Source organism: Paenibacillus naphthalenovorans (assembly GCF_900099895.1).
GTDB lineage: Bacteria > Bacillota > Bacilli > Paenibacillales > NBRC-103111 > Paenibacillus_G > Paenibacillus_G naphthalenovorans.
Window position 1 is genome coordinate 131,640 of record NZ_FNDY01000006.1, and the last position, 19,648, is coordinate 151,287.

General features: G+C 52.8%; 17 protein-coding genes. 11 read left to right on the forward strand and 6 right to left on the reverse strand.

The genetic code is table 11. The annotated features are described in order from the left end of the window. Nucleotides 1-146 precede the first annotated feature (146 nt). From BLT35_RS08400 to BLT35_RS08415, 4 genes are all read left to right on the forward strand, one after another. Nucleotides 147-2,228 carry a hydantoinase/oxoprolinase family protein gene (locus BLT35_RS08400; protein WP_074727519.1) on the forward strand — a complete coding sequence of 694 codons (2,082 nt, stop codon included), beginning with the start codon at nucleotides 147-149 and terminating at the stop codon, nucleotides 2,226-2,228. A gap of 1 nt (nucleotide 2,229) precedes the next feature. Beyond that, complete coding sequence (locus BLT35_RS08405) at nucleotides 2,230-4,224, forward strand: hydantoinase B/oxoprolinase family protein (protein ID WP_074727520.1); 1,995 nt, start codon at nucleotides 2,230-2,232, stop codon at nucleotides 4,222-4,224. After that, entirely contained in the window at nucleotides 4,221-5,021 is an 801-nt protein-coding gene (locus BLT35_RS08410) for a creatininase family protein (RefSeq protein ID WP_054817879.1), read from the forward strand. Before BLT35_RS08405 ends, BLT35_RS08410 begins: the two co-directional genes overlap by 4 nt. A gap of 179 nt (nucleotides 5,022-5,200) precedes the next feature. After that, nucleotides 5,201-5,794, forward strand: coding sequence for an MSMEG_1061 family FMN-dependent PPOX-type flavoprotein (locus BLT35_RS08415; RefSeq protein WP_054817880.1), 594 nt, complete (start codon nucleotides 5,201-5,203; stop codon nucleotides 5,792-5,794). Between the two features lie 57 nt (nucleotides 5,795-5,851). Here the strand turns inward: BLT35_RS08415 and BLT35_RS08420 are convergent, their stop codons facing one another. The 4 genes from BLT35_RS08420 to BLT35_RS08435 are packed head-to-tail and all read right to left on the reverse strand — an operon-like array spanning nucleotide 5,852 to nucleotide 9,201. Further along, a complete protein-coding gene (locus tag BLT35_RS08420; RefSeq protein WP_074727521.1) occupies nucleotides 5,852-6,889 on the reverse strand; it encodes a ThiF family adenylyltransferase in 1,038 nt (345 codons plus the stop codon). Between the two features lie 26 nt (nucleotides 6,890-6,915). After that, on the reverse strand, nucleotides 6,916-7,656 hold the full coding sequence (locus BLT35_RS08425; protein ID WP_062409073.1) for an ATP-binding cassette domain-containing protein: 741 nt from the start codon (nucleotides 7,654-7,656) through the stop codon (nucleotides 6,916-6,918). After that, a complete protein-coding gene (locus tag BLT35_RS08430; protein ID WP_074727522.1) occupies nucleotides 7,653-8,321 on the reverse strand; it encodes an ABC transporter permease in 669 nt (222 codons plus the stop codon). The genes BLT35_RS08425 and BLT35_RS08430 overlap by 4 nt, the downstream gene beginning before the upstream one ends. Nucleotides 8,322-8,340: 19 nt before the next feature. Continuing rightward, nucleotides 8,341-9,201: an ABC transporter substrate-binding protein gene (locus BLT35_RS08435; RefSeq protein ID WP_062409071.1), complete on the reverse strand. Its 861-nt coding sequence runs from the start codon at nucleotides 9,199-9,201 to the stop codon at nucleotides 8,341-8,343. A gap of 191 nt (nucleotides 9,202-9,392) precedes the next feature. On the opposite strand from BLT35_RS08435, the gene BLT35_RS08440 reads away from it, so the two are divergent. Then, on the forward strand, nucleotides 9,393-11,201 hold the full coding sequence (locus BLT35_RS08440; protein ID WP_062409070.1) for an aldehyde ferredoxin oxidoreductase family protein: 1,809 nt from the start codon (nucleotides 9,393-9,395) through the stop codon (nucleotides 11,199-11,201). A 46-nt stretch (nucleotides 11,202-11,247) separates the two neighbouring features. Here the strand turns inward: BLT35_RS08440 and BLT35_RS08445 are convergent, their stop codons facing one another. Beyond that, nucleotides 11,248-11,523, reverse strand: a complete 276-nt coding sequence (locus tag BLT35_RS08445; RefSeq protein WP_062409069.1) for a MoaD-like domain-containing protein — start codon at nucleotides 11,521-11,523, stop codon at nucleotides 11,248-11,250. Nucleotides 11,524-11,526: 3 nt separating this feature from the next. Next, a complete protein-coding gene (locus BLT35_RS08450; RefSeq protein ID WP_054817882.1) occupies nucleotides 11,527-11,802 on the reverse strand; it encodes a ubiquitin-like small modifier protein 1 in 276 nt (91 codons plus the stop codon). 100 nt (nucleotides 11,803-11,902) lie between these two features. Between BLT35_RS08450 and BLT35_RS08455 the strand changes: the two genes are divergently transcribed. The 6 genes from BLT35_RS08455 (at nucleotide 11,903) to BLT35_RS08480 (ending at nucleotide 19,622) form a co-directional block, all read left to right on the forward strand. Beyond that, entirely contained in the window at nucleotides 11,903-13,144 is a 1,242-nt protein-coding gene (locus BLT35_RS08455) for a molybdopterin molybdotransferase MoeA (protein WP_074727523.1), read from the forward strand. A gap of 53 nt (nucleotides 13,145-13,197) precedes the next feature. Next, nucleotides 13,198-15,102, forward strand: a complete 1,905-nt coding sequence (locus BLT35_RS08460) for a molybdopterin biosynthesis protein (RefSeq protein WP_074727524.1) — start codon at nucleotides 13,198-13,200, stop codon at nucleotides 15,100-15,102. Nucleotides 15,103-15,130: 28 nt separating this feature from the next. Next, nucleotides 15,131-16,159 (forward strand): GTP 3',8-cyclase MoaA, encoded by a 1,029-nt coding sequence (gene moaA / locus BLT35_RS08465; RefSeq protein ID WP_074727525.1) that lies wholly within the window; start codon nucleotides 15,131-15,133, stop codon nucleotides 16,157-16,159. A 217-nt stretch (nucleotides 16,160-16,376) separates the two neighbouring features. Beyond that, complete coding sequence (locus BLT35_RS08470) at nucleotides 16,377-17,501, forward strand: cupin domain-containing protein (protein WP_062409065.1); 1,125 nt, start codon at nucleotides 16,377-16,379, stop codon at nucleotides 17,499-17,501. Nucleotides 17,502-17,558: 57 nt separating this feature from the next. Beyond that, complete coding sequence (locus tag BLT35_RS08475; protein WP_074727526.1) at nucleotides 17,559-18,410, forward strand: fumarylacetoacetate hydrolase family protein; 852 nt, start codon at nucleotides 17,559-17,561, stop codon at nucleotides 18,408-18,410. Nucleotides 18,411-18,428: 18 nt separating this feature from the next. After that, nucleotides 18,429-19,622 (forward strand): FAD-dependent monooxygenase, encoded by a 1,194-nt coding sequence (locus tag BLT35_RS08480; protein ID WP_074727527.1) that lies wholly within the window; start codon nucleotides 18,429-18,431, stop codon nucleotides 19,620-19,622. Nucleotides 19,623-19,648 lie beyond the last annotated feature (26 nt).

Below are 19,648 nucleotides of genomic sequence, written 5' to 3' on the forward strand. Positions count from 1 at the left end.
ACCGGCAAAATGATGGATATGTAACTAATGAACAGATCGGCAGGTCACCTCCCTGCTATACTGGGTTCAGGCAAACGCAGATGAGGTAGAATCTCAACCTTGTGGCGTTATGCACAATCAGGAAGATTCAGAAAGGGGAGGACCGAATGAGTTGGCGCATTGGTATCGACACAGGCGGCACGTTTACAGATGTGGTAGCTCTCAATGATGTGACTGGTGAGGAGAAGGTGTTCAAGACATCGAGTATTCCCGATGATCCGTCCCGCGCCTTCCTTGCCGGCATCGAAGGTGTTCTGGCAGAGATCGGCGCATCCGCTTCCGACGTTGCCATGCTGCTTCACGGAACCACCGTAGCCACGAATGCCGTATTGGAGGCAAAGTATTCACGCCTCGGACTTATTGTTACGAACGGGTACCGTCATATGCTCGAGGTTGCACGCCAGAACGTGCCCGGAGAATTTGGCGCCATCACCTGGTGGATCAAACCGCCCCGGGTTGTACCGTTGGAATTGGTTCGCGAGGTTGAGGGACGGCTCAATTATCGAGGCGAGGAGCTGCGTCCGCTGGACGAGCTGCAGATTCGATTGGCTGCACGCGAATACCGTGATCTGGGCGTTCAAGCGATTGCCGTATCCTTCCTTCATTCCTATCAGAATCCTGTTCATGAAGAACGTGCCCGGGAGATCATTCAAGAGGAATATCCCGAATGCTTTGTATCCATTTCCGCTGATGTCATCCGGGAATATCGCGAGTATGAACGGACACTGACCACGTGCTTGAATACCGGCTTAATGCCTCTTCTTTCCACTTATCTTGACCGGCTGGGCGATCGGGCACAAGGGGCGGGAATAGAAGCCCCGCTATATGTGATGAAATCCAGCGGCGGTGTCGCCACCGCCAATGAATTAATCAAACGGCCTATTGCCGCTTCTCTCTCGGGGCCCGCGGCTGGCGTCATCGCCGCCGCAGCCATTTCCGGCGCGGCCGGGATCCATGATGTGCTGACCCTGGATATGGGTGGGACCAGCACGGATATGGCTTTGATTGAAGGCGGAATCCCCCGTCTGTTATCTGAAGGCAGGATCGATATCTACGACATCAAATCTCCAATGATCGATATGACGACCGTGGGAGCGGGCGGCGGATCCATCGCCTGGCTGAGCGGCAGCAAAGCCCTGCGGGTAGGACCGCAGAGCGCGGGGTCGTTTCCGGGCCCTGTGTGCTATGGAAGGGGCGGCCAAGAGCCCACAATTACCGATGCGAACCTGGTGCTGGGCCGGATTCCGCCTTACCTGCTTGGCGGCTCGATTCCATTGGATCGGCAGGCTGCCTATGACGCCATACAAGCCAAAATTGCCGAACCCTTGGGGCTTTCCGTCGAGAAAGCGGCCGCAGGCATTCTCGAGATCGCTACGCAAAACATTGCTGCAGGAATACGCGTCGTCTCTGTCCGCCGTGGACGCGATCCCCGCAATTATGCGTTGTTCGCCTTTGGCGGCGCAGGCGGTCTCATGGCTTCCCCTGTTGCGAATGCGCTGGACATGAGCAGGATTCTGATCCCTACGGCGCCTGGAGCCACCGCTGCGGCCGGGCTGCTTTATTCGGATGTGCGTGTGGATCACGTGATTACCGATGTGCAGCGCGAAGACGCGCTCGATGTGGACCGGCTGAACGACGAGTTCCTGCAGCTGCGCGACCGGGTCTCGGCGGATCTCGCCCGTCAAGGGTTTGACAGCAGCAGCGGCATTCGTCTGCAGGCGTTTCTCGACATGCGATATGTCGGACAGGCGTTTGAAATTCGTGTACCCCTGCCTGTTCCTGACGGTTCCATTGCCGGATCGCTTGCCGGTACCATCAAAAGCTTCCATGCTGCTCATGAAGACCAGTACGGGTACTCCTACGAGAACAAGACGCTGGTCGAAATCGTAAATATCGGAGTAACCGGCTTCGGGCTGCTCGCACCACCTCGCCAGTATGCAAAGCAAAGCTCGGAGCTCCGGTGGAGCGACTTGCTGAAGTCTATACAGCCGATGTATGTAAACGAGGCGTCAGATTTCGTGGATTGTCCGGTGTACGCACGCCCCACAGAACCCATCCCGGAGCCGCTTGCCGGGCCGGCGGTCATTGAGCAGTACGATACCACTACCGTTGTGGAACCCGGGTGGTACGTTACGGTAAACGAGTTCGGGCACTTGCTCCTCACACGATACGCTAAAGGAGGATCTTAATATGTCAAACGACAAACCTTTGATTTTCGACGCGTCCATTTACCAGCCGCCATTGTATAAGCCGTTCCGGCAGCAGGAGTGGCCCCGTTCGGAAGAGGAATGGGCGCGCATTGAACGCTTCAAGGCCCAAGTGGATCCTATTACTCTGGACGTCGTGGAGGGCGGTTTGGAGGCTGCGGTAGATGAGGGTGAAGCGGCTGTTGAGCTTGCCGGGCGCTCAACCATCATTCGTGAGCAGCACGATTATCGGGCTTCGATTTGTACCGTAGACTGCAATAATGTAACATCGGTTTCCTGGGGAGCCAGTGCGGACCCTATACGCGCCCACTTTCCTCTTGAGGAGATTCACGAGGGGGACGTATTTCTCTACAATGATCCTTACGATTCCCATGGTACGATTACGCATTTGCCCGACTACTGTGTGTGCGTCCCTATTTTTCACAGCGGTCGTCTTATTGCTTTCTCCTTGATCTTTGGTCACACCGAGGATGTGGGCGGCCGGTCGGTAGGCAGTTGGCCGACCACTTCCACAAGTATATTTGAAGAGGGGATCCAGATCCCTCCGGTCAAACTGTACAACCAAGGCAGGTTACAGGACGATATCTATAAGATTGTGCTCCGCAATACCCGCTTCCCGGATACGATGCGCGGAGATCTGGATGCTTTCATCGGCGCCTGCCGTCTCATTGAGCGTCAAGTAAAGCAGCTTTGCGACCGTCTTGGAGCCGATATCGTCGAGGCCGCCATGTACAAGCTGATGGATCGCTGCGCGGAGGCGGTACGGGATGTGATCCTGCCTATGTTCCCCAATGGAGAGTTTACGGGGGAGGATTTCCTCGATAACGATGGAATCAACCTGGACGATCCGGTCAAGCTCATGGTCACCCTGCGCAAGGACCCCGAGAAGATCATTCTGGATTGGACGGGGACGAATCCGCAAACCGAAGGTCCTCTGAACTCGCCCAACGACGGACGCTTTTTGTCCAAATGGGTAGGCTCGTTCCTGGCCGGATTTGCACCGGGGACGGTGATCAACGAAGGCGTGACCAGAGTATTCCGCTGCGAGTTGCCGCCTGGAACCGTGCTCACGTCGGAGTATCCGGCGCCTGTGATCAACCGTATGCAGTGCTGGTTCCGCGGCTTCGGCGTTTATGGAGCGGCCCTTGCCCAGGCTTTTGGAGGAAACGTGTCGGCGGATATGCACTGCGTTCAGGTATATGGCGTTTACGGTTACGACGAGGAAGGAAAGCCTTGGCTGTACCGCGAAGTATTCGGCGGCGGCTCCGGAGCGCGGACCTATGCGGATGGAACCGATGCAGTAGACATGGTGAACGATGCCAAGAACCTTCCGGCGGAATTTATCGAGCAGCGCTATCCTGTTATTGTCGAGCGGGTTGCTCTCAATCCCGATTCAGGCGGATGCGGCAAATATCGCGGAGGGATGGGCTATGTGAAGGACATTCGTATGCTGGCCGACGGGTATTACGTTACGTATGTCGACCGCACGGCGTTCGGTTGTTACGGCGTTAACGGCGGCGGGCCGGGCAAGCCCGGGGGAACATGGATTAATCCCGGTACTGCTGACGAACGGCTGATCCAGTTCTGTCAGGAAGGAATCCCGGTGAAAGCGGGCGATATCATCCGGGTTACAACTCCTGGCGGCGGAGGTTGGGGGGACCCGCTGGAGCGGGATGTGGAGGCCGTACGCATGGATGTGCTGCGGCAGCTGGTTTCCATCGAAAGCGCCGAGCGCGATTACGGTGTGGTGGTTCATAAGCGCATGCAGGGACTCACCGCCGAGTATGTCGTTGACGAGGAAGCCACTCGGCTGAAAAGGCGGGAAATTCATCAAAAGAGGGCTCCTCTGAAGCTGATCGACCGCGGTCCATACGCTGAAGAGAAACGTAAAGCCGGCAAAATCACGTTCAATGATGTGTTTCTTCCCCCTTCTGGTATGGCGGATCAGGAAGTCTCCGGTGAAGCGCAGCTGTTATGAGTTTTGTCGAGCTGAAATATTTGACGTCGTCCGAGGCCAGGGCGGTTGGGCAGGACCGCGGCGCGGTCGGTCTGATCCCCATCGGTGCGCTCGAGCAGCATGGGCCGCATTTGCCCCTGGTGACGGATTCGGCATTGGCTGAAGTGTTGGCGGCCGAGGTTGCGGCACGGTGCAGAGAACCCATCGTTGTAACACCCACGATCATGGCCGGCCTATCGGAGCATCACGCGGATTTTCCCGGCACAGTGACCCTTGGTCCCGTAACGCTCGGAGCCGTAATTCAGGCATACATCACGGCATTGAGGCGTATGGGGCTGACCCGTATCGGTCTGTTCAGTTTCCATGGCGGGAATTTCCGGTTTCTCGGCAAATATGCGGCCGGTTGCAGCAGTATATGGCCCGGAATGCAGGTAGCCGCTTATACCGATTTCAGGCGTTTCCTGCATGTCATGTTTCAAGCCGGGGTGAAGGCAGGGCTCAAGCTTGCGTCTACGGACAGTCATGCCGGCGCGATTGAGACGAGTCTGGCGCTTCATGTCATGGGAGAGCACCGTGTACGCGCGTTTGAAGCCGTCACAGGCTATACGGCAGGAGAAGCAGGATGGTTGGAAGCCATCGAGACCAAGGGTGTGCAGGCCATTAGCCCCAGCGGCGTTTTCGGGACACCGGGCGGCGCCAATGCTGCCGCCGGCAAAGTGATCCTGAATGCTTTGTCTGAAGAGGTCGCGGTTTGGCTGAAGGATGCCTTTAAGCTCAGAGAATTCAATTCATCCGCCCCGCTGCACGAACGCAGCTGATTCCCGGCGAAGCCTCCATTCCAAAAAACGACTTCATTCCTGTATCCCGGGAGTGAAGTCGTTCGTTTTTTGGGGGAATCCCTGTTCACGTTAAGAATCAGTATGGACAAATCGAGAGAAAACATGGATAGTAAGAGAAAAGCAGCATGGGATTCTTCGGATAAGGAGGTTTTATACGGATGATTCATGAATTATGGTCGCAAGGGATCGTTACCCGTGCGGATGAGCTGAGGGATTTGGTAGGCTCTCCTCACGAAGCCGTACTTAAAAAAAGCATTGCACAAATCGATTCACATGTTCGAAATTATGTGTCGATGTCGCCGCTTTTCTTTCTGTCCACAGCCAATCAAGAGGGGAGGTGCGATGTATCGCCCCGCGGAGATGAACCGGGCTTCGTCAAAGTCATAGACGACCGGCATCTGATCTATCCCGAACGGCCGGGAAACCGGCGTGTCGACTCCTTGTTGAATATGCTTGAGAACCCATATGCAGGTATGCTCTTCATCATACCGGGCCTGGAGGAAGTGTTAAGGATTAATGGCCGGACAAGGATCACGCGCAATGAGGACATTTTAACAGCGATGCAATGGAGTGAAGTGCCTCAATTGGGTGTCATTGTAGAGGTGGAGGAGTGCTTTATTCACTGTCCGAGAGCACTGAAGAAATCAAAGGTCTGGGAAGCGGAGTCCCGGCCTGCAAAGAAAGATTTGCCTTCGGTCAACGACATGTTCCATGCTCATCTGCAAATGAATGGGTTCACGATCCAAAAGTAATATACGGAAATGAACAAGCTGGTGAAAGGAAAAGGATCCCCGCACCGGCTTGTTGTTTTAATGGCTAATATACTTGGCGTACAACGATTTGGCGATGTCAATGTCCTGCGTTCCCTGCACCAGCACCCGGCCGTCTTTGAACAGCACCAGCGCATAATCGCCGACGTGAAAGCGCAGAAGGAAGGGATTCCGCTCGACCTTCCCGATCCTGCGAAATACGTTCTCCTCTTCTTCCAGGTTAACCGATCGTCCGCCTCTCGGGGTGATCTGGACCGTATCTCTGCCGCATAAGGCCGTAAACACCTCCAGGCTGTCCGCAGCCGGATAGAGAAACTCGAATTCCCCTTTGCCGCAGGCCGGGCAATCGGGGTGCTTTCCCTGACGAATATCCATCTGCATATGCCGGTTCGTCCACAGCTCGAATTGCTCCAGGTAAGGGTTAAGGTGATGCTCTGCGCCAACCATAAGCTTTAAAGCTTCCGCCGCTTGATAAGAGGCAACAATATGAACGATAGGTCCGATCACGCCTACCGTATCGCAGGTTTCCCCTCGGCCGGCAGGGGGATCGGGGAACAGGCAGCGGTAGCATGGAGTGACGTAGGGCCGGATCGCCGCAAACATGCCTCTGGAGCTTACCGCACCGCCATAAACCCATGGAATGCGGTGCTTGACGGCGACATCATTCAGCAGGTACCGTATCTGAAAGTTATCGGTTCCGTCCAGGATGATGTCCATGTCGCTGAGCAGCTCTTCCGCATTATAGGCATGGACGTCCCCTACGATGGGCTCAATGGTAACCGACGAATTCACTTTTTTTAATTTGTCCGCGGCGGCAACGGCTTTCGGCATATGATTCCTGGCATCCTCTTCGTCATAGAGCATTTGTCTTTGAAGATTGCTGGTCTCTACGAAATCGCGGTCGATGCAGCGCAAATACCCGACCCCGCCGCGAACCATATGGTTGGCCAGCACCGTGCCGAGCGCCCCCAGCCCGACGATCGCCACCCTGCTGCCCGACAGCTTCTCTTGTCCCGACGGGCCGATGGGGGGAAACAGCATTTGCCGCGAGTAGCGGGCGTTCTGATTTGGTTCCATAGGTACCTCCTCTACCCCTGCAAGGGTTAATAGATCATTTTGCCGCTGATAAAATCCTGAAGGGCTTCGCTTTGGGGGGATTCAAAAAAGGCTTGCGTATCGTTTTGTTCCACGATCCGTCCCTGATAAAGGAACAGGCACCGGTCGGACAGGCGTCTGGCCTGCTGCAAATGGTGGGTAACCATGAGGATCGTCATCGGGCTTTCCCGGCGAATCCGGGTAATGATCTGTTCAATGATCAATACGTTCGGCGGGTCGAGATTGGAGGTAGGCTCATCCAAAAGCAGGAGCTTGGGCTGCAGGACAAGCGCCCGCGCCAGTGCAATTCTCTGGGCTTCGCCTCCCGACAGGGATGCCGCTTTACGTCCCTCCGCGGCTTCGAGACCGACCAGCCTCAAGGCTTCCATGACCAGCCGCGCTTTCTCGCTGCGGGGAACGCCTCTATAGCTTAACCCCAACGCTACATTCTCAAAAACCGTGGTCTGAAACATGACGGGCTTTTGCGCGACAAACGCCATTTGCCTTTGCAAATGAAGCCCTCCCGAATGGGAAAGGGAAGTTAAATCCACCCGGTGCCCGGAAAAAAATAAGCTGCCCGATTGAGGCTTCTCCAGAAAGTTCAATACGCGCAAAAAGGTGCTCTTGCCTGCGCCGCTGGGACCTACAATGCCATAAACGGCGCCTTCATCAAAGGCGGCATGGGGGATGGACAACAGCATCCGATCGCCGGCAGCAACGGTAAGATGCTCGACTTCAATGGGCTTCATCGGGACCGGTCCCTCCTGTCGTTTAAGTTCCGCAGCGCGCCTGCAACGAGAAAGCTGTTAAAAATAAAGCTGATCAGCAGAAGGACCATACCGATTTGCAAGGCGACATCGTAATTCCCCTTACGGGTCTCCAGAATAATGGCCGTGGTCATCACCCGGGTCTCATGCTCGATGTTCCCGCCGACAAGCATGACCGCGCCGACTTCCGATATCGCACGGCCGTAGGCCGTGGATATTCCCGACCCTATTCCGCTTCGGGCTTCCCTGAGGATCGTCCATACCAGCTGGAAAGGGGAGGCTCCGAGGCTTTTGGCCGTTTCCCAATACGTTCTTTCCCGCGCCTGAACGGCAGACATGGTCAACCCCGTAATGATCGGAGCAACCAGGATGCTCTGTGCGATGACCATCGCCTCCGGAGTGAACAGCAGCTGAAGAAAACCGAGCAGGCCGTATTTGGACAGCAAGAAATACACAATCACGCCGGTAAGAACAGGAGGAAGTCCCATGAACGTAAAAACCAGAATGACAATCAAGCGTTTTCCGGGAAAGGAATAAAGTCCCAGAAAAGCGCCGCAAGGGATGCCGATGAGCATCCCGATGAGGATGGCCAGGGTGGAAACCCGGATGGATAATCCTATAATTTCAAGAACATGTAAGCTAAAGATTCCCTACACTCCCTTTTTCTTATCTTTTTTTGGCGCCGGGGACAAACAATCCTTTCCCATACTCGGCCTTCCCGAACTCTTCAATCATCTTTTGGCCTTCATCGCCTGTCAAAAATTGAATGAACTGTTCCGCCTCTTTGGCTTTTTCGGTAGATTTGACCTGGATCACGCCATAAGGATTGAGAAGGGAAGCATCTCCTTCCTTCAAAACGACAAGATCAAGATCTCCTTTGCGGGACAAGTAAGTCGCTTCATCCGTCAGTGTATAAGCATTCTTTTCATCCGCCATTTGGAGCGTCGCCCCCATGCCTTGGCCGGCCGATAAATACCATGGTCCTTCAGGCTTGAGACCTGCGGCTTCCCAGATGGACAGCTCCTTTTTGTGGGTTCCCGAATCATCTCCGCGAGAGATGAAGGCCGCTTTTTTCTCGGCTATCGTTTTAAACGCCTCGGGCGCCGTCGCCATTCCTTTAATGCCCGCAGGGTCGTCTTGGGGTCCGACAATCAGAAACTGGTTCACCATTACATCATAAGCATTGATGCCGAAGCCCGAGGCTACAAATTCATCCTCCGAAGGTCTGGCATGAACGAGGAGAACGTCGGCGTTGCCGTCCTTCCCTAATTGAATCGCTTGTCCTGTACCTACGGCGACGACCTTGACCTGAATACCGGATTTTTGCTCGAATGCCGGAAGAAGGGAATCCAATAGACCTGAGTCTTGAGTGCTGGTCGTTGTGGCCAGTGTAATGGATCTTTTTTCTTCGGATGCGGTCGTGGTAGCTGCTTCTTGTACAGGGCTGCCGCAGCCTGTAATTACGCCCAACAGGAGCAGGGAAATAAAGAAATAAGAAAACGCCGGAATTTTTCTGTTAGATAGCATGCTACCCTTCTCCTTCACAGTGAATTTTCATAAAATAAACGCTTTCAAAATATAATGTATTACGAAGTTACTTTCATAGCAATCTTTTTTGATCAATTCATTGGCAAAAAAAGGAGGAACTATTTAATATATGTCGAAATAGTATGAATATTAATGAAAATTTGTTTTTATTAGAATAGGAGGCGAGCGGCATGAACTTAGGCGGGTTCAAGAACAAAGAAGTAGTGGTCGATTTAACATCCGGAACCGTCAGCTACAGGGAGATTAATGAGGAGCTGGCAAGGAAATTTATCGGAGGCCGGGGGCTTGGAGTAAAATATCTGCTGGATAACGGGCCCCAGGTGGAAGCGCTGTCTTCCGAAAATATGCTCTGTATTATGACGGGCCCCGTATCCGGCTCAAGAACGGTAATGAGCGGCAGATTATGCGTCGTTACCAAATCTCCGCTTACGGGTACCGTTACCGATTCCCATATGGGAGGATGGACGGCGGCGAGGCTGAAATGGTCCGGGGTCGACAATATTATTTTTACGGGGAAGAGCGCAAAACCGGTCTACCTGTACATTGAGAACGGTCAAGCCGAGTTGCGGGATGCCAGCGACGTATGGGGTAAAGGGACGCGGCATACGATTCAGGTGATGAAAGACCGATACGGAAAAGAAAATCTGAGCGTCATGTGTATCGGGCAGGCCGGAGAAAACCTCGTGCGCTATGCCGGCTTCATGAACGAAAACGACCGTGCGGCGGGACGCGGGGGAACAGGGGCTGTCGCAGGCTACAAAAATTTGAAAGCGATTGTGATCAAGGCCGAACAGAAAGGAAATATGCCCGTTCCGGCCAAGGACGATGATTATAAGAAAGCGAATCAGAGCGGGCTCAAGGCGGTGATGGAAGGCGGGCTTACCGCTCCCAGGAAGGGCGGACTTTCCGTATACGGCACCAACGTGCTTACGAGCCTGATTAATGAAGTCGGGGCATTGCCGACCATGAACTCCAAATATACGAATTGGGATGCTGCGGAAGGCCACAGCGGGGAAACGGTCAATTCGACTTTGCTCGTGGCGGACAATACCTGTCACGCCTGTCCCGTGGCCTGTAAGAAGGAAGTGGAGGTCAAGGAAGGCAAGTACAAGACAAAGGTCGAAAGCTTCGAGTATGAATCGGGCTGGGCGCTGGGCGCGAACTGCGGATTGAGCGATGCGGCAGCGATCTCTTACATGATCAATATGTGTAATGAATACGGCATGGATACCATCGAGCTGGGGAATGTACTTTCCGTGACCATGGAAGCCGCTGAACGGGGGCTTATCTCTGAGAATATTTCCTGGGGCGATGCGGATCGGATGATTGAGCTGGTAGAGCAGATGGTATTCCGCCAAGGCATTGGCGATATCCTGGCCGAAGGGCCTGCCCGTGCAGCTGCGAAGTTCGGCGATCCGAACCTGGCAATGGCCGTCAAGGGGCAATCGATTCCGGCCTATGATCCCCGCGGCATTCAAGGGATCGGTCTTGGCTTTGCCACAAGCAACCGCGGAGCCTGTCACCTGCGCGGCTACACCGTAGCCAGTGAAATTGCGGGAATTCCGGAGCCTACGGACCGGCTTGTAGCGGAAGGAAAAGGGGCGCTGCTGAAAATATTCCAGGATCTTCACTCCTTCTCGGATTCGATGAACGTATGTAAATTCTCCTCCTTCTCCGAAAATGCCGATCACTATGCGCAGCAGTACTCTGCGATGACAGGTGCTGACATTACGGGCGACGATGTATTGAAAATCGGGGAGAGAATCTACAATCTGGAGCGTTACTATAACAATCTCGCCGGCTTTAACAAGCGTGAGGACGATTACTTGCCTAAACGCTTTACGCAAGAGCCTGCCACCGGGAACAGCGCGGGCTCGGTAAGCCGGATGGATATCATGCTTGATGAGTATTACCAGGTTCGCGGTTGGAGGGACGGAGTCGTTCCGGAGGAAAAGCTGAAAGAATTGCAAATCATCTAAACTAAACAAGCATAAAAAAAGGTGGAATCCGGATTCCACCTTTTCTTTACCCTCCTGCCCTGAATGTTTTTCGGCGGAAGGCTGCAATGACTTGTTGAAGAGCTTCCTGGGACGATGCTTCAAAACGGATAAAGACGGCATTTACGATGAATACGGGTGTAAATCGGAGTTGATTTTCGCTTAGAATGTGTGCCTGCCAATCGGGTCCTTGAAAAACAAAAGGAAATTCAAAGGTCTGTTTTGCCGCCCCCAGTTCTATCAAATAAGTCTTCAGATGCTCTAGAGGAATGCCGCGAAATTCCAATGTCCGCTCTGCCGTCATCGATTATCCTCCGGCTACAGGGGGAAAGAGAGCGAATTGGTCTTCCCCGCTGACGGGAGTATTCAATCCGTCCAAATGAATGATGTTTCTACCGTTAATAAACACATGGACGAAGGGCTTGAGCTTCCGCTCATGATCAAATACCTCATCATCCATGGCGGGATAAAGCTTGATTAAATCCTCGAGCACCTGAATGACAGAGCTTCCGTCAGGAGAGGGTACTTCCACGACCTTGTCCAGGCAAATTTCACGGAAATTGGCAAACAGCTTGACCTTCATATGGACAGCTCCCTTCTTTTGTTATCTTTCATTATAATGGATTTATTTCCTTTTTGTGTAGATGCAGAGTTGATCCCATTTTTAGCCGCAGGAGGAGCGCATGAAATTCTTCAATGTAAAAACCGTAGACGAAACAGTGAACATCATCGAAACGCATTTTGCTCCCATTCACGAACCTGTTCGGGTTTCGATCCGGGAGGCGGTGGGCCGTGTCCTTGCCGAGGATGTATATTCCAGGGAACAGGTTCCGCCCTTTGCCAGATCTACGGTAGACGGCTATGCGGTTCAGGCGAAAACAACCTATGGCGCATCGGAGTCCATGCCCGCTTTTCTGGATATTACGGGAAAAATTCAAATGGGCAAGAGAGCGGAGATTCCGCTTCTGGAAGGGCAGGCTCAATATATTCCTACAGGGGGGATGCTGCCGGAGGGCGCTGACAGCATCGTGATGATTGAGCATGTGGAAGAGGTGGGCGACCTGCTTAATGTCTACCGTCAGGTCGCTCCGGGGGAAAATGTGATCCGGGCCGGCGACGACGTAGAGATAGGGGAGCATGTCCTTCACAAGGGGATACGGCTTCGTCCGCAGGATTTGGGCTTGTTAGCGGCCATAGGCATAACGGAGGTGGCGGTCGCCTCCATCCCGGTCGTCGGGATTCTCTCCACCGGCGATGAGATTGTTCCTCCGGACAAAACGGAGCTTTCCCCGGGAGAGATCCGTGATATCAACAGTGTGATGATAGGTTCCCGGCTTATGCAGCTTGGGGCCGAAGTGATTTATGGCGGCATAGTGCAGGATGAGTATGAGGAGTTTTTGGCCCGTGCGCGTGCCCTCTTCGGCAAGGTGGATTTTCTTCTTTTGTCGGGAGGAAGCTCGGTGGGAACAAGAGATTTCACCGTTCAAGTCATTGAGGCGCTGGGTGAACCGGGCGTGCTGGTACATGGTGTGGCTACAAAGCCGGGAAAACCGACAATTATTGGAAAATCGCAGGGAAAACCTGTCATGGGATTGCCCGGACATCCCGTATCCGCACTTATCATGCTGGATTTACTCGGCGTCCCTATCCTGAAGCAGCTTCAGGGCGAATCGAAAGATGCCTTTGATAAGCGGTTTAAGGCGCGCATATCCCGTAATGTTCCTTCCGCCGTAGGACGGAGCGATTATATTCGGGTTCGTCTGGAGGAGCGCGAGGACGGGCTGTGGGCGGTACCTGTCTTCGGCAAGTCGGGTTTGGTTACGACTATGGTCGAAAGCGACGGTATTATGGAAATTTCAGCGAATAAAGAAGGCATTTTGGAAGGAGATCATGTAAAGATCAAGCTGTTTGGCAAGGAGATCTGACCGTAGCGGCAAATGAAATAAATGAATGCAGAAGGCTTTGGAAGGGGTATACCATGCGAAAAATCTACTTGGAAGACACTCCGCTGCAGGACGCCCAGCGTGAATTTCTGGAGAAAATCACGTTTGACAGAAAGGTGGAATGGGTCCGAACGACCGAGGCTTTAGGCAGAATCACGGCCGATCCTGTGTATGCCAAGGTATCGATGCCGAATTACAATGCTTCTGCCATGGATGGAGTCGCCGTTGCGGCGGCAAAAACCTATGGGGCGGATGAACAAAATCCCGTTCGACTGAAGCGGGGTGTTGATTATGAAATCGTGGATACAGGCGATCCGATCCCGCCCGGGTTCGATGCCGTGATCATGATTGAGCATATTCATCAGGTGGACGAGGATACGATAGAAATTTTGGAACCGGTAGCCCCTTGGCAGCATATCCGTCCTATAGGGGAGGATGTCGTGGTGGGGGAAATGATCGTTCCGGCTCATCATGCCCTGCGTGCGGTGGACTTGGGGGCGATTCTGGCAGGCGGAAGGGTCGAGGTTGCCGTGCTGTGCAGGCCGAAGGTGGCGATCATTCCCACAGGCACCGAGCTCATCGAGCCGCGCGATGCGGTAGGACGCGGAGAGATTGTGGAGTTTAACGGAACCGTGTTTGCCTCGTATCTGAAGGAATGGGGTGCGGAGCCGATTTATCTCGGTATCGTTAAGGATGAGTATGATACAATTAAAGATAAAGTGCTGGAAGCGACCCGGCTGGCCGATATCGTTATTCTGAATGCGGGCTCTTCTGCGGGAACGGAGGATTATACCGTTCATGTCATCTCTGAATTAGGCCGGGTCTTTACTCATGGAGTGGCCACGAGACCCGGAAAGCCTACGATTACAGGCGTTGTGAACGGGAAACCGGTGATCGGCGTGCCGGGGTATCCGGTTTCGGCCTATCTGTCGTTGGAATGGTTTGCGCGTCCTTTGGTCCATCATTATTACGGTCTGATCGAGCCGAAGCGCAATCTTCTTCAGGTGAAGCTCGGAAGAAGAATCGTATCCGATGCGGGAGCCGACGACTTTGTCCGCATGACGGTAGGCTGTATTGATGGAGCCTATATTGCCAATCCTTTGACCCGCGCGGCTGGAGTTACAATGTCGATGGTGCGTGCGGACGGCTTGCTTCGCATTCCGGCTGGACATATGGGCTATGAGCAGGGAGAGATGGTAGAGCTTGAGCTGTACCGCCCTAAAGAACAGATCGACCGTACGATCGTGATTACCGGCAGCCATGATTTGTCCGTGGACGTTCTGCATACCCTGCTGCGGAAGACATACCCCGATCGTTTTCTGGTTTCGTCTCATGTCGGCAGTTTGAGCGGAATCCTCGCGATCCAAAAAGGGGAGGCCCATGCGGCCGGTGTTCATTTATTCGACGAGGAAACGGGAAGCTACAATATTCCTTATATTGAAAAGTACCTGAAAGGCCATGAGGTCGTTCTGGTTCAGCTGGTTTATCGCGAACAAGGCTGGATCGTTCCGAAAGGGAACCCTTTGGGGATCAGGTCTGCCGCAGATATTGGCAAGTCCCAGCTGACTTATATGAACCGGCAGCGGGGGGCCGGCACCAGGATTTTATTTGACTACCTGCTAAAACAAGAAGGCATCGACCGGAATACCATATATGGATATGACAGGGAAGCCATCAATCACCTCAGCGTTGCGGCGGCAGTGGCGGGTGGCGCGGCGGATGTCGGTCTGGGTATTTATTCTGCGGCCCAGGCGATGGACCTTGATTTTATCCCTGTATCGGAAGAACGTTATGATCTCTTGATGAGCAAGCATTTTTACTATAGTCTAGAGGGGGAGACCCTGTTACAAGCGATTCGATCCGAGTCGTTTAAAAAAGAAATGGAATCCTTGGGAGGGTACAGCTGCCGGGAGTCCGGACAGATCGTTTACGAGAATTAATTTCGCTCGTTGAGGGAGTGATTAGCGCATGCAGAAACCAACCCATTCAATTGTCGACAAGCTACAACGCCCCCTCCGTGACTTGCGCATATCCGTTACGGATCAATGCAATTTCCGCTGTCGGTATTGTATGCCCGAAGAAATATTCGGGTCCGATTACAAATTTCTACCCAAGGAGAAGCTTCTCACCTTCGAGGAGCTGACCAGACTGACCCGGATTTTCGTTTCTCTGGGTGTGGAGAAGGTGCGCATTACCGGCGGGGAGCCGCTGATGCGCAGGGATCTTCCAACATTCATTCACATGATCAGCAAGGTCGGCAGAGTCAAAGACATCGCCATGACAACCAACGGCTCTTTACTGGCCAAGCACGCGAAAGCTTTGAAGGAAGCGGGGCTGCACCGGGTTACGGTAAGTCTTGACAGCCTGGATGATGACCGGTTTGGCCAAATGAACGGCCGGGGATTCAAGGTATCCCACGTTCTTGAAGGAATTGAAGCGGCCGCCGCTGCAGGCTTGCAAATTAAAGTGAATATGGTGGTTCAAAAGGGGACGAACGATCAGGATGTACTTCCCATGGCCAGATATTTTCGCGAGCAAGGGCACATCCTCCGTTTTATTGAATATATGGACGTAGGCAACTCCAATGGATGGCGGCTGGACCAAGTGCTTCCCAGCCGGGATATCGTTGAGCGGATCCATCGTGAAATGCCGCTAGAACCGGTCGGGCCCAATCATTATGGAGAGGTGGCTTCAAGATATCGCTATCTGGAGGGAAAAGGGGAGATCGGCCTAATCTCTTCCGTCACTCAAGCCTTCTGCTCCACTTGCACCAGAGTAAGGCTTTCCGCGGAAGGGAAGATGTACAGCTGTCTGTTCGCTTCAGCCGGAACCGATCTCCGCGCCCCTTTGCGAGAGGGTAAGAGCGATCCGGAGATCCGGGAATTGATCACGGAGTTTTGGCGTCACCGGACGGACCGTTATTCCGAAGAAAGGCTCTCCAATACGCCTGAAATCACGAAAAAGAAAAAAGTCGAGATGTCTCATATCGGCGGGTAACTGGAACGCCATAGGATGAAGAGGAGATGAAATGTCTCCTCTTTTTTGTGCTGTTCCGGTTTTTGCAGACCGTATGACAGGCCATCGAAAAGCGAATGTATTCCAAAAAATTCTATGAAAGCGTTGACAAGAGAAATGGCTTATATTAAAATCTAAGCAACAAACCATAATGTGGAATTATAAATCCACTGTATGGATTCAAAAGGAGGAGAGTCAAGTGGCCAATTCCGTTAGCGAAGAAGAGATTTTCAACCAATATTATGAGGAGCTTGAACAGGATCAGTTGGGACCGCTGTGGACCAAGCTCAGGTATATGGTGACCAAAGAGCCGGCCCACGATGTGGAGCCTTATCTTTGGAAATGGCAAACGATCCACAAGCATCTTTTGAGGTCTGGGGAGCTGCTGCCACTGGGAAGAGACAGTGAGCGGCGGGTCGTTTATTTGCAGAATCCCTCCCTTATGAAAAAAGGCTTGATCGGCTATGCCACCAACACCTTATATGCCGGAATTCAATTATTGCTTCCGGGCGAAGTGGCGCCGGCACACCGTCATACTCAATCCGCGATCCGGTTTATTATTGAAGGGGACGGGGCTTTCACGGCGGTCGACGGCGAAAAAACCTATATGGAGCAAGGGGATTTAATTTTAACGCCGTCATGGACATGGCACGATCATGGACATGAAGGAAAGGAACCCATGATTTGGATGGATGGGTTAGACGTTGGTCTTGTCCGCAACCTTGCCGGTTCCTTCTATGAGCCTCATCCCGATAACGCTCAACCTGTCACGAAGCCGGATAACGGTTCTACGCTCCGATACGCCGGCGGTTCCTATCGGCCGGTAACGGAAAGAAAGAAGCGAGGCTATCCTTCACCGCTGTTGGCTTATAAATGGGAAAAGACGAAAGGGACATTGCATCATTTATCCCAATTGCAGGAGGCAGATCCATTTGACGGTTATGCGGTGGATTATATCAATCCTTTGACTGGAGGTTCCGCAGATCCGCGCATCGGTACAACGATGCAAAAGCTGCCGCCCGGCATGCATACACAGGCTCACCGTCATGTGCACACGGCCGTCTATCATGTGTTGGAAGGTACCGGTTATACCGTCATTAACGGTCAAAAGTTTGAATGGTCGAAAGGGGACTTTTTCGTTCTTCCGCCATGGAGCTGGCACGAGCATGTGAATGCAGGCTCCCGGGATGCCTATCTGTTCTCGATTAACGATCGTCCTGTCCTGGAAATGTTGGATCTGGAAAAGGAACAGCCCTATGAGGAGCATAACGGAAATCAACCCATCACCGGCATCTTTACCCCCGTGGTTCAGGAATCCGAATGAATGAAACCGATGAATGTGCATGGAGCATAAACGAAATGGATGTGGAGGCGCTGCCCGTTGAAAATTGCCCTATTTAATCAACATCGTTTAGGTATTGTCCAAAATGACCGGATCTACGATGTATCGGAAGCTGTCTCCTGGAATGCTCACAATCCTCAAGAATCGTTAGAGCGGTTGATTTGCAGCTTTAACGAATGGAAACCGAAGCTGGAGCTGGCCTTAACAAATTCCGATTCTTATCCGTTAACAGAAGTGAAATTACAAGCCCCTGTACCGAAGCCAAGCAAAATTTTAGCAGCTCCGGTAAATTATTTAAATCATCAATCCGAAATGAACGCCAAATTTAACAACGCTCCCTATACGATTGAAAAGCTTGGTTTATTTCTAAAAGCACCGTCGTCCATTATCGGGCCGGGCGAAACAGTCCTTTTGCCTTACAAGGACCGGCGGCATGACCACGAAGCGGAGCTCGCGTTTGTTATTGGAAAGGAAGCGAAGAATATCACCGCTGCTGAAGCGGGGGAATATATATTTGGTTATTTTGCCTTAATGGATATTACGGTTCGAGGCGAGGAGGAAAGAACGTGGCGAAAGTCGTTTGATACGTTTACGCCGATGGGCCCATGGATTGTCACATCCGACGAGATCAACAACCCGCATCATCTTCAAATGGAGCTGTGGGTAAATGAGGAGCTGCGGCAGAACACCAATCTCAGCGAGATCATCTGGGATTGCTGCACCTGCTTGGAGAAGGCCTCGCAAGCGATGACGCTGTATCCGGGAGATATCATTACAACGGGAACGCCAGAGGGAGTTGGACCCATTACCAAGGGAGATTGCGTCCGAATCCGCATTGATCGGATTGGTGAATTTAGCGTGAATGTCGATTTTAAAGATGATGCTGTTTAATGCATGGAGGACTCGAAGATGACAAAAACAAACAACATTCCTTTTATGGTTATCGGAGGCGGGATTGGCGGATTGGCGGCAGCTTTAAGCATTGCGAAAACCGGACGGCCGGTTCAAGTGCTGGAGCAGGCTCCGGAATTCGCAGAGGTTGGTGCAGGCTTGCAGCTTGCGCCTAATGCACTGGCGGTATTGGATAAACTGGGAGTATTGGGTACAGTCATGGAAAAAGCGGTTGCGCCCCGAAGGCTGGTTTTGATGGATGCCATCACCGGCCAAGAAATGACCGCCCTGGATTTAGGCGGCGCCTTCCTCCAGCGTTACGGCTATCCCTATATTGTGACGCATCGGTCGGATTTGCTGGATGCACTGCTTGCAGCATGTCGTTCCCATGATCTGATTACGTTGTTGAACAACAAAGAGGCGCTGTCCGTCGAGGATTTGGGGGACCGGGCCCGGGTCAGTTGCAGAGACGGCTCGGTTTACACGGCCGATGCGGTAATCGGCGCCGATGGACTATGGTCCAGAACGCGTAAATTATTTGTTGAAGACAAAGCCGTCTGTTCGCATTATGTAGCTTATCGGGGAACCATTCCGATCTCTGAGATTCCCGAGGCCAATCTGGATGACGTCGTCTGCTGGATCGGTCCGAATCTGCATTTGGTTCAATACCCTGTACGCCGGAAGGAGCTTTACAATCAGGTCGTCGTTTTTAGGAGCTATCAATACAAGGAAGACTCCGACGATTGGGGGACCACGGCAGAACTCGATGAGCGGTTCAGCGTGTGCTGTCCGTCCGTTCTCAACGCCGTTTCCTTTATTCACCGCCAACGCCGTTGGCCTTTGTACGACAGACAGCCGATCCATACATGGACGGAAGGACGGATTGTGCTGCTTGGCGACTCGGGCCACCCTATGCTGCAGTATCTGGCGCAAGGAGCATGTCAGGCGTTGGAAGACGCCTTCGTTTTAGGCGAGAAACTCGAAGCGCATGGAAGCCAAATACAGCAGGCGTTTATGGCCTACCAGCAGGAACGGGCTCCAAGAGCCGCCAAAGTGCAGCAGACCGCCCGCGTCTTTGGCGATATCCTTCATACGGAGGACAATACAGCCATTCTTCTGCGAAACGCGATATTATCTCAGCGAAAAACGGATGACTACAGTGTGGTCGATTGGTTATACGGAAAGTTTGTCCCGATAAATCAAGAACGTTAGTTTTGAAATGGATATCTTGAAACCGA

What these genes read in the sequence shown, in the direction of transcription:
- BLT35_RS08400 (WP_074727519.1), top strand. Translation starts at nt 147, where the DNA reads ATGAGTTGGCGCATTGGTATCGACACAGGCGGCACGTTTACAGATGTG.
- BLT35_RS08405 (WP_074727520.1), top strand. Translation starts at nt 2,230, where the DNA reads ATGTCAAACGACAAACCTTTGATTTTCGACGCGTCCATTTACCAGCCG.
- BLT35_RS08410 (WP_054817879.1), top strand. Translation starts at nt 4,221, where the DNA reads ATGAGTTTTGTCGAGCTGAAATATTTGACGTCGTCCGAGGCCAGGGCG.
- BLT35_RS08415 (WP_054817880.1), top strand. Translation starts at nt 5,201, where the DNA reads ATGATTCATGAATTATGGTCGCAAGGGATCGTTACCCGTGCGGATGAG.
- BLT35_RS08420 (WP_074727521.1), bottom strand. Translation starts at nt 6,889, where the DNA reads ATGGAACCAAATCAGAACGCCCGCTACTCGCGGCAAATGCTGTTTCCC.
- BLT35_RS08425 (WP_062409073.1), bottom strand. Translation starts at nt 7,656, where the DNA reads ATGAAGCCCATTGAAGTCGAGCATCTTACCGTTGCTGCCGGCGATCGG.
- BLT35_RS08435 (WP_062409071.1), bottom strand. Translation starts at nt 9,201, where the DNA reads ATGCTATCTAACAGAAAAATTCCGGCGTTTTCTTATTTCTTTATTTCC.
- BLT35_RS08440 (WP_062409070.1), top strand. Translation starts at nt 9,393, where the DNA reads ATGAACTTAGGCGGGTTCAAGAACAAAGAAGTAGTGGTCGATTTAACA.
- BLT35_RS08445 (WP_062409069.1), bottom strand. Translation starts at nt 11,523, where the DNA reads ATGACGGCAGAGCGGACATTGGAATTTCGCGGCATTCCTCTAGAGCAT.
- BLT35_RS08450 (WP_054817882.1), bottom strand. Translation starts at nt 11,802, where the DNA reads ATGAAGGTCAAGCTGTTTGCCAATTTCCGTGAAATTTGCCTGGACAAG.
- BLT35_RS08455 (WP_074727523.1), top strand. Translation starts at nt 11,903, where the DNA reads ATGAAATTCTTCAATGTAAAAACCGTAGACGAAACAGTGAACATCATC.
- BLT35_RS08460 (WP_074727524.1), top strand. Translation starts at nt 13,198, where the DNA reads ATGCGAAAAATCTACTTGGAAGACACTCCGCTGCAGGACGCCCAGCGT.
- moaA (WP_074727525.1), top strand. Translation starts at nt 15,131, where the DNA reads ATGCAGAAACCAACCCATTCAATTGTCGACAAGCTACAACGCCCCCTC.
- BLT35_RS08480 (WP_074727527.1), top strand. Translation starts at nt 18,429, where the DNA reads ATGACAAAAACAAACAACATTCCTTTTATGGTTATCGGAGGCGGGATT.